Origin of the sequence: Nocardioides sp. WS12 (assembly GCF_014108865.1) — a bacterium.
Taxonomy (GTDB): domain Bacteria; phylum Actinomycetota; class Actinomycetes; order Propionibacteriales; family Nocardioidaceae; genus Nocardioides.
On sequence record NZ_CP053928.1, the window covers coordinates 3,551,543 to 3,564,416 of the forward strand.

The 12,874-nt window shown below is 69.0% G+C and carries 8 protein-coding genes; 4 read left to right on the plus strand and 4 right to left on the minus strand.

Features of this window, described 5'->3' with window-relative positions:
- The first annotated feature begins 16 nt into the window (after positions 1–16).
- Entirely contained in the window at positions 17–1,177 is a 1,161-nt protein-coding gene (locus HRC28_RS17300; protein WP_182376691.1) for a zinc-binding dehydrogenase, read from the plus strand.
- A 10-nt stretch (positions 1,178–1,187) separates the two neighbouring features.
- Here the strand turns inward: HRC28_RS17300 and HRC28_RS17305 are convergent, their stop codons facing one another.
- The gene (locus HRC28_RS17305) at positions 1,188–2,192 is read right to left on the minus strand and encodes a glycosyltransferase family A protein (RefSeq protein WP_182376692.1); all 1,005 of its coding nucleotides are present in this window, start codon (positions 2,190–2,192) and stop codon (positions 1,188–1,190) included.
- Positions 2,193–2,384: 192 nt separating this feature from the next.
- Between HRC28_RS17305 and HRC28_RS17310 the strand changes: the two genes are divergently transcribed.
- On the plus strand, positions 2,385–3,482 hold the full coding sequence (locus HRC28_RS17310; protein ID WP_182376693.1) for an NAD(P)-dependent oxidoreductase: 1,098 nt from the start codon (positions 2,385–2,387) through the stop codon (positions 3,480–3,482).
- Between the two features lie 15 nt (positions 3,483–3,497).
- Here the strand turns inward: HRC28_RS17310 and HRC28_RS17315 are convergent, their stop codons facing one another.
- From HRC28_RS17315 to HRC28_RS17325, 3 genes are all read right to left on the minus strand, one after another.
- A complete protein-coding gene (locus HRC28_RS17315) occupies positions 3,498–5,645 on the minus strand; it encodes a thiamine pyrophosphate-dependent enzyme (RefSeq protein WP_182376694.1) in 2,148 nt (715 codons plus the stop codon).
- Between the two features lie 7 nt (positions 5,646–5,652).
- Entirely contained in the window at positions 5,653–6,264 is a 612-nt protein-coding gene (locus HRC28_RS17320) for a TetR/AcrR family transcriptional regulator (RefSeq protein WP_182376695.1), read from the minus strand.
- A gap of 81 nt (positions 6,265–6,345) precedes the next feature.
- Positions 6,346–8,019: a SulP family inorganic anion transporter gene (locus HRC28_RS17325; protein ID WP_182376696.1), complete on the minus strand. Its 1,674-nt coding sequence runs from the start codon at positions 8,017–8,019 to the stop codon at positions 6,346–6,348.
- A 112-nt stretch (positions 8,020–8,131) separates the two neighbouring features.
- Between HRC28_RS17325 and HRC28_RS17330 the strand changes: the two genes are divergently transcribed.
- On the plus strand, positions 8,132–8,980 hold the full coding sequence (locus tag HRC28_RS17330; RefSeq protein ID WP_182376697.1) for a universal stress protein: 849 nt from the start codon (positions 8,132–8,134) through the stop codon (positions 8,978–8,980).
- Between the two features lie 173 nt (positions 8,981–9,153).
- Entirely contained in the window at positions 9,154–12,867 is a 3,714-nt protein-coding gene (locus HRC28_RS17335; RefSeq protein WP_182376698.1) for a choice-of-anchor P family protein, read from the plus strand.
- The last annotated feature ends 7 nt before the right edge of the window (positions 12,868–12,874 follow it).

A 12,874-nucleotide genomic window follows, 5' to 3' on the forward strand; every position in this document is an offset into this window, starting at 1 on the left:
GAACCGAGGAGAATCCATGAAGGCCGTCGTCTGTCACGACACCAAGCTCGAGGTCGCCGACGTCCCGGCTCCCGAGCCGGGACGCGGGCACCTGTTGCTCGACGTGCACCACTGCGGCATCTGCGGCTCGGACCTGCACGCCCGGATGCACGCCGACGACATGGCCGATGCAGCTGCGGCGAGTGGCTACGACGGCTTCATGCGGGCCGGCGACTCCGTCGTCTTCGGCCACGAGTTCTGCGGCGAGGTCGTGGACCGCGGGCCGCGGACCAGCAAGGAGATCAAGGTCGGCACCCGCGTCGTCGCGATGCCGATCCTGCGCACGGACGGCGCGGTCCACACGACCGGCCTCTCCCCGCACGCCCCCGGCGCCTACGCCGAGCAGGTCCTCGTGCAGGCAGCGCTCGCGATGCCCGTGCCCAACGGCCTGCCCTCGGACAAGGCAGCGCTGACCGAACCGATGGCGGTCGGGCTGCACGCCGTACGCCGTGGACAGGTGAAGAAGGGCCAGGTCGCCGTCGTGATCGGTTGCGGACCGATCGGGCTCGCCGTGATCTCGCTGCTGAAGGCGTCCGGGGTCCGCACGGTCATCGCCAGCGACTTCTCGGCCGGACGCCGGGCGCTGGCCGCTCAGTGTGGCGCCGACGTCGTCGTCAACCCAGCCACCGATTCGCCGTACGACCGAGCCGGAGAGCACGGGAAGTTCATCACCGCATCCGGGCTGTTCGACCTCGCCATCGACTCCATGGCCAAGCTCCGCGCCGTACCGCTGCTGCCGTGGTGGAAGGCGATGGAAACCGCCGAGAAGTTGGGCGCGATGCCCGAAGGTCCGGTGGTCTTCGAGTGCGTCGGCGTGCCCGGCATCATCGACCAGGTCATCGCCAGCGCGCCGATCCACTCCCGCGTCGTCGTCGTCGGCGTCTGCATGGGCGCCGACTCGATCCGACCGGCGATCGCAATCAACAAGGAGATCGACCTGAGGTTCGTGCTGGGCTACACGCCCACCGAGTTCCGCCAGGCCCTGCACCTGATGGCCGACGGCAAGGTCGACCCGACACCGCTGATGACCGGCACCGTCGGGCTGGCCGGTGTCGCCGGCGCGTTCACCGCGCTCGGCGACCCCGAGAAGCACGCCAAGATCCTGGTCGATCCCCGCTCGGACGCGACGAAGGTCTAGCCCCGAGGTTCTAGCGGAGGACCTTCCGCACCAGCCGCCAGATCAGGGGCTGGGTGATGATCTTGCGGACGATCGCCCGCAGCCACAGCGGTCGGATGATCGCCTTGACGATGCGCGGCAGCAGGCTGTCCGTGCGCACCATGACCAGCTCGAGTTCTTCCTCGACCTTCCGGTTGAGGACGACCTCGGCGGGGTGCCGGATGGGCAGTTCGAGCGAACGCGCGGGAATCGAGTCCTTCTTCGCGCGCACGTTGGTCGCGCCCTCGCCGTACCCGTCGTTCTCGATCAGGTTGTGCCGCGGGACGGCAGACAGGCCCTTCTGGTTGATGATCGTGACCCAGAAGTGGTGGTCCCAGAAGTACGACGACGGGTCGACGTCGTCGGCCACCTTGGTGAAGTGGCGCTTGCCGGCCTCGGAGACCAGTGCGTCCGGGTGCGGCGGGGCCGGCACGGCGCGGTGCGGCGGGATCAGGCGCCCCGGCTCGTCCACGCTCACGTGTTGACGGTCGAAGAGAGCCCGGTGCGCCTGCCAACGGTCGGCCCAGCACGCCCAGCCCCAGATGCTGGCCCACGTCGCGAAGTCGTAGCTGTTGTCGCCGAAGTAGGCCTCGGGCACCTCGTGGGTGTCCCCCGAGATCAGCCAGACGTCCTTGTTGTCGCGGTAGCGCTCGAGGAGCTCCTCGCAGTACACGAAGAACGTCGGGTCGGCGATGCAGTCGTCCTCGAGGAAGATCGCCTGGTCGACCTGGGAGAAGACCCAGTCGACGCCGGCCTCGATGTTGGGGTCGAGTCCACGGTTCGTCTCGGCGAACCGCGGCAGGACCTCACAGGGCCAGTCGACCTCATCGAAGAGGGCGCGCACCTCGCCACAGAGCCGCTCGTCGTTCTCGTTGCCGGCCCGTGGACCGTCGGCGATCACGAACAATTTCTCGGGCTTCGCGCCCCTGATGGCGGCCAGCGTGCGCCGGGTCAGGTCCGGTCGGTTGAACACGAACATGACGACTGGGGTCTGCAACGACACTCCTTCGTGAGCGAGATCTGGCAGTCGCCACCATATCGATCCTGCCGCTGATAGAGTCGCGCCCGCTCGACCTATGGTCACCGAATTCGGCCGCCCCCACGCCGAAATTCGCAGTCTGCGTGGGTGAAATGTCGCCGCAAGTGCGGCAGGGCGCCCAATGAGTCCGACAGGAAAAATACTCCCACCATGAACGACTTCTGGTACGGCAAGCGCGTCCTCATCACGGGCGGCGACGGCTTCGTCGCCAGCAACCTGACCGAGGCCCTCATCCGCCGCGGCGCACTGGTCACCATCACCGTGCGGCACAACCGCCCCGTGCCCACCGCTGCCCTGCTCGGCTTCGACGGCCGGCCGGACATCGAGGTCTGCGAAATGGACGACTTCGCGCAGGTCCAGCGACTGTGCAACCGCCACCAGATCGACACGATCTTCCACCTCGCGGCTTCGGCCATCGTGGGTGACGCAGCGAACGCTCCGATGAGCACGCTGCACAACAACATCCTGCCGACGATGAACGTGCTCGAGGCCGCGCGCATCAACAACATCCCGCGGGTGCTCATCGCCTCGACGGACAAGTCGTACGGCGACCACGCCGACCTCGACGACCCGGAACCGCTGCCGTACCGCGAGGGCCACGCGCTGCGCGGCATGGACGTCTACAGCGCCTCGAAGGCCTGCGCCGACATGATCACGCAGACCTACGGGTTCCAGTTCAAGGTGCCCGCCCTGATCGTTCGCAGCTGCAACATCTACGGCTCGGGCGACCTGAACTTCTCGCGCCTGATCCCGCGGACCAGCCTGCGCATGCTCAACGGCAAGGCGCCGGTGATCAACCTGGGCAACGCCGACGTACTGCGCGAGTACGTCTACATCGACGACCTGGTCGACTCCTACCTGTTCCTGGGTGAGAACGTCGAGCGCCACTACAGCACCGACATCCCGAGCACCGGTCGTGCGACCTACGGCTGGGCGGCGTACAACGTCGGCAGCTTCACCACGGCTGATGGCAAGGAGCCGAAGGAGTTCAGCAACATCCGCAGCGTGCGCCAGGTCATCGAGCAGATCGGCGGGATGCTCGACAACAAGCTGGAGTCGGTCACCATCCCCAAGCCGGACAACTTCATCGAGATCCCGGACCAGTTCCTCGACTCCTCGAAGCTGCACGACTTCGGCTTCACGCCCAAGATCGACTTCGAAGAGGGCCTCAACCGCACGGTCGAGTGGTACGCCAAGAACCAGGACCTGTTCACCAAGGCCGGCGCGCGGCACGTCCTCGCCGACTGACGACCGGGCGGAGCGTCACCGCCCGGACAGGGCAGCGGCGACCACGTCCTCCTCGGACAGCAGGACCGTCGCGGCCGCAGGGCCGAGCGGGATGAAGGTGTCCGCACTGGCGACCCGCGACAGCCGGCCGCGGTAGCCGCGCTCGAGCAGGCCGGTCACGACCCCTTCGGACACTCCCCCGCTGGCTCGCGTCTCATCGACCACGAGCACGGCCGGGAAGCGTTCGGCAACGGTGCGCAAGGCGTCCAGGGGCAGGGGCGACAACCAGCGGAGGTCGACGACGGTGGTCGCGATGCCGTGCTCACGGAGTTGCTCGCTGGCGCGCAGGCTCATCGGCACGCCGTTGCCGAAGGTCACGAGCAACAGGTCACCCCCGTCGCCGTACACGCCGACCTCGCCGAGCGGTCGGCTCGAATCCTCGCTCGTGGCATTCGCGAAGGGAGCCGTCCACGCGCCGTCACCCTCCCCGAGGTCGCGTGCGTGGTAGAGCGCGATGGGCTCCAGGAAGACGCACACGCGCCCGTCCTGGCGGGCCAGTTCCACACAGGTACGCAGCAGGCCCGGTGCGTCGGCGGGATGGCTCGGCACCGCGAGCACGAGTCCGGGGATGTCACGCAGGACGGCCACGGAGTTGTCGTTGTGGAAGTGGCCGCCGAAGCCGCGCTGGTAGGCGAGTCCGGCCACGCGGACGACCATGCCGTTCTGGTACTGACCGTTGGAGAAGAACCGGAGCGACGCCGCCTCGCCGCGCAACTGGTCCTCTGCGTTGTGGAGGTAGGCGAGGTACTGGATCTCCGGGACCGGGACGAACCCGGCCAGCGCCGAACCGAGTGCCACGCCGAGGATGGTCTGCTCGTCGAGGAGGGTGTCGAAGACCCGCTGGGCACCGAACCGCTTGCGAAGGCCCCGCGTGACGCCGTACACGCCGCCCTTGACGGCGACGTCCTCACCGAAGACCAGCACCTCCGGGTGGGTGGCCAGCAACTCGGCCAACGTCTGGTTGATCGACTGGGCGAGGGTCAGTCGAGCGCCGTCCTGCTCGCCCTCAGGAGCCTCGGGTGTGGGGATGCGCGGTGAGACCGTCGGCAGGGCAAGGGGCGCCATGACCTGTGCCCGATCCGAGAGGTGGGGTTCGTCCAGCGCTGTGCGCGCCGCGTCCATCACCCAGGTCCGCATTCCCTCGTACGCCGCCAGGATCTCCTCCGGCGTGGCGTGGTCGGCATCCATCAGGCACCGCGCCGTGGCGAGTAACGGATCCCGCTCGTAGTCGCCGACGATCTCGCTCTGGGTGCGGTAGGCGATCTCGGTGTCCGAGCCGGCGTGGCCGAGGAAGCGGACGGTGTCGAGGTGGAGTACGACGGGCCGACGGGCATCCCGGACCCGAGCAACGGCCGCCGCGGTGCGGTCGAGGAGCGCTATGGGGTCCGCCCCGTCGATGTGGACGTACTCGATGCCGGGGATGCTCTGCAGCATCGCACCGGGCCACCCGTCCGGCGAGGGCGTGCTGACGCCGATCCGGTTGTCCTCGCACACGAACAGGATCGGACAGGGCACACCACGCTGGGTGAGGTACGACGCCGCGTTGATGGCACCCACGGCGGTTGAGTGGTTCGCGGATGCATCGCCGAAGCTGCAGACCACGATCGCGTCATCGGGCCAGGGGGTGGTGTGGCCGACCGAGCGAGCGAGGCCCAACGCGTAGGCCAGCCCCACCGCGCGCGGCAGGTGCGAACTGATCGTCGAGGTCTGCGGAATGATGTGCAGGTCGGGATGACCCCAGACCTTGTGCCGCCCACCCGACATCGGGTCGCGGGCCGAGGACGTCAGGCTCAGCAGTACGTCCCGGATCGGATCGGTCGTCCCTGCCTGTGCCGCGCGGGCCGCGTAGAACCCGCCGGAGCGGTAGTGCAGCAGCGCCGGGTCGTCGACGCGCGTCAGCAGCCCCAGCGCCGCGTTGCTCTCGTGCCCCGCGGATCCGATCGTGTAGTGGCCACGCCCCTGCGATTGAAGCCATCGCGCCGCATAGTCGAGATGCCGGCTCTGCAGTTGGGCGTCGAACAGTCGCTGCAGGACTGCCGGATCACCCGGCGGCGCGCCGCCGTCCGACGGATCGGCGCGCCACGAACGCACCGAGCGCGAGAAGAACTCCTCGACCGTCTCCACTGCCGCCTCACGTCTCGTTGAACAGGTTCACCGCGTGCGGCCCGAGTACGGCGACCAGATCCGCGACCGGGTCCTGGCCCGCCGGCGCGGGCACCAGCAGGTAACTGATGCAGAGCCGCGCGACCACGCGCGCCATCGGGAAGGCCCGGTCGATCGGGAGACCCGGCGCCAGGACGACGTACCGCTCGGCGAGGCGGCGGGAGGTCCGCTCCACGAGCGCCGCCTCGTCCACCACCAGTCCCCCGAACAGTCCACCGGATGCGGAGCGGTCGAAGGCGCGGCCGAGGACGGGGTCGCTCACGACGGACGCGAACCACGAGCCGAGGACCAGGGCCAGCGCGTGCATCACGTCGCCTTCGACGAGCAACGCCTCGTCATCAACCGGCACGTGTTGGTCGACGAGACGGTCCACCAGGAACTCGACGTACAGGTCGGCCAGGGTCGAGCGATCGCCGAACTCGTTGTAGATCGTCTGCCTCGAGACGCCGGCCTCGTCGGCCACCTTGGTCAGCGAGATCGAAGGCCAGGGGTTCTCCGCCAACAGCGTGGTGACGGCGTCGAGGATCCGGATGCGGTTCGACGCAGGCGGCCACGCTGGGCTGGCTCTGAACTCCGACACGTCGCCATCATCGCGGATGTTCAGGTGTGGTTGCGGAAGACGTGCCGCCCGGAACCGTCTCCTCAGCCGAGGGGCAGACCGTCAGTCAGCCGGGTTGGCTTCGCGGAATGCTGCCACCGCGGTGGGCAGGGTCGGGAACAACATGGCGCGACCCACCCGGTCAAGCAGGCCCGCCACCTCGAGCTGGGCGGCAAGGTCCTGCTTCATCCGCGCAATGCCGACCACCACTCCCCTGCGGGCCAAGTCGTCGATGAGGCTCTCGAGTACGTCGACGGCGGTGACGTCGACCTCGACGATCGCTTCGGCGTTGATGACGAACCAGCGCACCGGTGTCGCCGCGTTCGCCACCGCATCGAGGGCCCGGACCCGGAAGTTCTCGGCATTCGCGAAGAACAGCGGCGAGTCGTAGCGGTAGATCATCAGGCCGGGGACGACCTCGGCCTGCGGGTAGTCATCGACGTCGTGCATTCCGGCGAGACCGGGGACGAACCCCTCGACGGCATCGTGGGGGCGGGCGACCCGGCGGAGCAGGTCGAGCACCGACAGGCCGATGGCGACGAGCACGCCCCAGAGCACGCCGACGGCCAGCACCGCCACGAGCGTCACCAGTGCGATGACCAGTTCGCTGGTGCGGAATCGGGCGAACCGCCGGAACTCCCCGACCGACACGATCTTCGTCGCGGCGTACACCACGACCGCGCCGAGTGCCGCCGCTGGAACCATCTCCAGCAACGGCCGCAGCGCCAGCAGGACCACCAGGGTTGCCGCAACCGCGGTGACTCCTGTCATCTGCGTGCGTCCACCGACGGCGTTGATGATCGCGGTGCGGCTCCCGCTGCTGCTGACCGGGAATCCCTGCATCAGGCCGGCACCGAGGTTGGCGCCCCCGAGCGCGAGCAGCTCCCGCTTGGCGTCGACCGGTTCACGGGTCTCGCCCGGGAAGGCGCGGGAGGTGAGCACATTGTCGGTGTAGCCGACGAACGCGACACCCAGCGCGGCCGGCACCATCGCCAGGATCGCTGCCCCGTCCACGTGCGGGATGCCCGGAACCGGGAGGCCCGCGGGAATCGCGCCGACGAGAAGCACACCGTGCTCGTCGAGCCCGGCGGCAGCGACCACCGCCGTCGCAGCGATCAGGCCGATCAGCGAGACCGGGGCGCGGGGAAAGAAGTGGGACCCGACGATCATGGTGGCCGCCGTCGCGACCCCCAGGGCCAACGTCGGGCCGTGCACCGCATCCAGTTGCTCGAGGAGGCTGCGAATCTCCGGCACGATCCCGTCGCCGGTCACCGTCAACGCGGTCAGGGTGCCCAACTGCGACACCACCATCAGCACCGCGATGCCGGCCATGTAGCCGACCAGGACCGGGCGTGACAGGAGATCGGCCACGACCGCCACGCGAAAGAAGTAGCCGATCACGCAGATCCCGGCGACCACGAGTGCCAGGGTCGCTGCAAAGCTCGACGGGTCGGCTCGCGCGGCCGGAACGGATCCGATCACCGCGCCCACCATGAGCGCGGTCGTGGACTCGGGCCCGACGGAGAGCAGCCGCGAGGTGCCGACCAGGGCGTAGAGCGCCATCCCGCCCAGGCAGGCCCAGATCCCGGCCACGGCCGGAAGGCCGGCCAGTTCGGCGTACGCCATGACCTGGGGCACCAGGTACGCCGTCACGGTCACGCCGGCCAGCAGGTCGGCGCGCAGCCAACGACGGCGGTAGCCGCGCACCCATGCCGGCAGTGGCGGTCGCAGGGTCATGGGTGAACCGTAGGCGTCGACGGCCAACTCCTGGCCCCGCGGGTCCTATGGCCCCCTCGCACGGGCCCCAGTTCCCTACCGACGCCCGGACGCAACGAGGAACGTGGGCACCATGACCACCCACTCCCCCCGCATCGTCGTCGGATACGACGGCTCCGCTGATGCCGAGGCGGCACTCGCCTGGGCCGCCGAGACAGCCCGCGCACAGAAGCAGCCCGTCGACGTCGTGATCGTCGCCAGCCAGCTGGACCCTCTCATCGGTCGATACCGCGCCCAGGACGACCAGGCTGCAGCACAGCGACGCGACGCTGCTCTCCAGCGTCTCGAGGATCTCGACGTCGCCGAGAGCAGCGTGGAAATCTGCCACGGGGCTCCCGTACCCGAGCTCATCCGGGCGTCCACGGGCGCGTCGATGCTCGTCGTTGGCAGCACCGGCCACGGGTTGACGACCGGCACCCTGACCGGTTCGGTCAGCCAGCACGTCGCACGGCATGCCGCCTGCCCGGTGGTCGCCGTACGCCCGCAGCGGTCACCCCACGCGCGTCGGATCGTCGTCGGGGTCGACGGATCGGCGGAGTCCAGAAGGGCATTGCAGTTCGCCTGCGAAAGGGCCCTGAGCACGGGCGAGTCGATCACCGCGATCCACGGCTACACCTCGCTGAGCACCCGGATGTTGACTCTGGACCCGTCCGGCACGGGCTCCATCGCGCGGCGCATTGCGGAGGCCGACACCTTCGTCGCCGACATCTGTGCCGGACTCGCCATCGAGTACCCCGGCGTCGAGATCCAGCCCGAGGCCATCCCCGTTCGGGCCGGTCAGGTACTCGTCGATGCCAGCGCTGCGGCCGACCTGGTCGTGGTGGGCACGCGCGGTCGCGACGCGTTCGCCGAGCTGCTCCTCGGCTCGGTCAGCCAGCACCTCCTGCACCACGCCCAGTGCCCGGTGGCCGTCGTCCGCTGACCCCGTCACGACCACGACGAGCGCTCTGCACCGGTCGCACCGCGTGGACCAGCGGATCTGAGGGCTCCACACAATCGCAACCCGGGCGTAGCGTCGGCTGGGTCGGCCCACGGGTAATGGGGAGGGAACCTCTCCCGGGGTGAGCCTCGTCCATTCCTGACGGGGAGACCACCATGAATTCACGCCGCGCGTTCCAAGCACTACTGACAGTCACCGCCCTGGTGGCCCTGTCCCTCGGGTCGCCACTGCCGACCCAGGCGGCAAGGCCCGGGCCCGGCGGCGGAGGTGGCTCCGGTGGTGGCATCGGCGTCAAGATCCAGGGGTACGACGCCCTCTCGAAGTCGTGGACGCCCGGCAACACGGGTGGCTACGCCGAGGGCGACAGCATCCCCTTCCGCCTGGTGCTGACGGGGCCAGGGACGCTGAACACCCTGCAGATCCTCGCCGACCACAAGCGCAGTGGCGTGAAGGGCATCGAGGACCTCAACAGCTTCCAGGTCTGCACGGGCGCCCCGACGACCACGCCGGCCGGCGCAACCGGCTGCAACGCCCCGGACCAGACGACCCTGACGGTGACGCGTGACCTCCCGAACCCGGTGAGCGCCGGGGTCGAGCAGATCTCCTACACCTTCCGCAACGTCGTCATCCCGGCCAGCGGCCTCGTGCTGAGGTGGGGCGCGGAGCTCGCGATCGGCTCCCACCTGTACAACGGCTCGGCCCTCCACATGGCGGTGGGCGCGGCCACGACGAGCGCCGGTTCGATCAGCTTCGGCAGCAAGGACGTGCCGATCCCGGTCAACGCGATCCTCGCGACCGAGACCGACAAGAAGATCGACGGCAAGGAAGCGATCACCGCGGACAGCCCGTTGACGCTGGGCCAGCGCGTGCGCGTCACGATCGCCTCCAAGGTGGTCGGCCCGGCCAAGGGCACCCAGAACGTCACCATCACCGACCAGCTCCCCACCTGCCTGCGGTACGCCGGCAACGCCACCCCGGCTCCTGCCTCCGCGCCGACCGCGGTCGGCGGCGTGATCCCACCCGGCGGCGAGGTCGTCTGGACCTTCACGAACGTCAAGAACGGCACGACGCTGAATGTCGCGTTCGATGCGGTGGTCGTGAGCATCGGCTCGTGCACCAACCTGGCCATCACGTCGTCGGACAAGACCCGGGTGCCCTCCACCGACACGGTGCCGATCTTCACGGCCGGCGCTCCGGACATGTCGATCGTCAAGGACTGTGACGACGTCGTCGCGCCCGGCGGTCTGGCGACCTGCACCCTGACCTACCGCAACGAGGGCGACGCCGTCGCGAAGAATGTGACGATCACCGATGTCCTCGACCCGGGCCTGACCTACGTCGCGGTCGCCGGCGAACCCCAGCCCTCGGGCAACCCGCTGGTGTGGACCATCGGCGACGTCGCTGCGGGCGACGGCGACACGATCACCTACCAGGAACGGGTCCCGGCGACCGGACCTGCCGGCACGCAGGAGTACAAGAACACGGCGACGGTGCGCACCACCGGCGACCCGGATCCCGAGGACGACACCGACACCGAGATCGTCGAAGTGACCTTCGCGGTCGACCTGGGCATCAGCAAGCAGTGCCCCGGCACCCTGCCCGCCAACACGCCCACGCAGGAGTCGGTGACCTACCGCAACGGCGGCACGGCCACGGCGACAGGCGTCACCATCGTCGACACCCTTCCCGTCGGGATGAGCTACGTCTCGGGGAGCGCCTCGGTGGCCCCGACATCGGTGAACGGACGCGTGATCACCTGGGTGATCGGCAGCGTCGCGGCCGGCTCCGCGCCGGTGACCATCACCTATCAGGTCACCGTCGCCGCTCCCGGCCAGTACAAGAACGTCGCGACGATCTCGGCCGACCAGCCGGATGCCGACGCAACGGACAACAGCGCCGAGTGCACGGCCGGGGCGGCGTACTCCGACGTCGCCGTCGACAAGGCCTGTCCTTCGAACGCCTCACCCGGGGCGACGGTCACGCACACGGTGACCTACTCGAACGTGGGCAACCAGTCGGCCGCCGGCGTCGTGGTCGTGGACACGCTGGGGGCAGGGTTGGCCTTCAAGACCGGCTCCGCGAAGGTCAACGGCTCCGCGGTGACGCCGTCCGTCAACGGACAGGTGCTCACCTTCAACCTCGGCACCGTCGCCGCCGGTGGCTCCGGCGTCATCACCTACGAGGTGACGCTCGACGCGACCGCAACCTCCGCGGGAGTGAAGACCTTCACCGACACGGCGGCCATCAGCACCACGAGCAGCAACAGCATCAACACCAGCAACGACTCCAAGGCGTGCTCGACGGACGTCGACTACCAGCCGCGGCTGACACTGACGAAGATCGGTTGCCAGGCCACCGTGGTGCCGGGCGGATTCCAGACCTACACGCTCGGCTTCGCCAACGAGGGTACGGCGCCCGCCACCGGCGCCACGCTCACCGACACCCCGCCGGCCGGCCAGCGGATCTCGGCCGCGCCGGATGCGGACATCGACGTCGAGGAGAACACCGCGGTGTGGGACCTCGGCACCCTGTCGCCGGACGAGGAAGGCACCCGCACCCTGACGGTCGAGGTGAGCGTCGAGAGCGGCACCCAGGTGCTCAACACCGCCACACTGAGCGCTGACAACGCGAGCGCCACCACGGCGACGGCGTACACGCAGGTCAACGGGACGGGCGCCTCCACGCACGGCAGCGCCTACGGCATCGACGTCCGGGCCCTCGGGCTCACGTTGATCGACAAGTTCGTCAAGGCGAGCTCCAACGACCCCGGTGGCCCGAACGACGCGGCGGCTGGCCCGCTGGCGACGCTCACCGTGGCCGGCGTGGTCAACGCCGGGGTCCTCTCGGCGGCCTCGCACTCGAAGGTCGACATCGGCTCGGCGAGCTCGACGTCCACCTCGACGGTGGCCAACCTCAACCTGCTCAACGGCCTGATCACGGCGAAGGCCGTGCGCAGCGTCTCGACCTCGGTGGCCGGTCCGTTGGGCGCGTCCTCGAACACCGACGGGTCGACCTTCACCGACCTGGTGATCGCCGGCCAGGCGATCCCGAACAATGTCGCACCGAACACGGTGATCAACCTGCCGCTGGGGATCGGGTCGGTGAAGCTGCGGGCCCCGAAGATCACGGCAGTCGTCGACGGCCAGGGCCGCTACGTGACGACGGCGACGGTGAACATGATCGACGTGACCCTGACCGGGCTACTGATCGTCCCGCTCAACACGCACGTGATCGTCGGTCACACGGAGTCCGACGCGACGTACCCGAGCGGTGCACCATGCGGCACGCGGCCCAACACCGTGTCGGGCAAGGCGTTCACCGCGTTCGTCGACAACGTGCTGCTCGACGACCTCTACGTCAACAAGGCGGAGATCGCCCCGTTGGGCGGTACGTCGACGGCCAACACCGCAACGGTGCCTCCCCTTCTCGGGGGCGTGCTGACCGCGTCGGCGCTGACCAACTCGAGCACCGGCTCGATCGGTACGCCGCCCACCGCGACCAGCACGAGCAGCGCCGCCGCCGTCGACGTCCTGGCCGGCCTCATCAAGGCCGACCTGATCCAGGTGGCCGCAACGAGCACGGCGAACGGCACCACTGCGAGCACCACGCTGAGCGCCAACTTCGTGAACCTCAGGATCGGCACGCTCACGATCAACGGCCAGGTGACGCCCAACTTCACCATCGACCTGTTGTACGGCGGCGGGATCGCGCACATCGTGCTCAACGAGCAGGTCACGAACACGCCTGCCGGCGGGAAGGACACGTCTGGCACGGTCAATGCCGTCCATGTCCGGCTGTTCTCCGCGGTCGGGCTGCTCACCACCGACGTGATCGTGGTGTCGGCCCACAGCGACGCGCACACCCAGTAACGAAGCA

Coding starts and splice junctions, on each gene's coding strand:
- HRC28_RS17300 (WP_182376691.1), top strand. CDS start 17: ATGAAGGCCGTCGTCTGTCACGACACCAAGCTCGAGGTCGCCGACGTC.
- HRC28_RS17310 (WP_182376693.1), top strand. CDS start 2,385: ATGAACGACTTCTGGTACGGCAAGCGCGTCCTCATCACGGGCGGCGAC.
- HRC28_RS17325 (WP_182376696.1), bottom strand. CDS start 8,019: ATGACCCTGCGACCGCCACTGCCGGCATGGGTGCGCGGCTACCGCCGT.
- HRC28_RS17330 (WP_182376697.1), top strand. CDS start 8,132: ATGACCACCCACTCCCCCCGCATCGTCGTCGGATACGACGGCTCCGCT.
- HRC28_RS17335 (WP_182376698.1), top strand. CDS start 9,154: ATGAATTCACGCCGCGCGTTCCAAGCACTACTGACAGTCACCGCCCTG.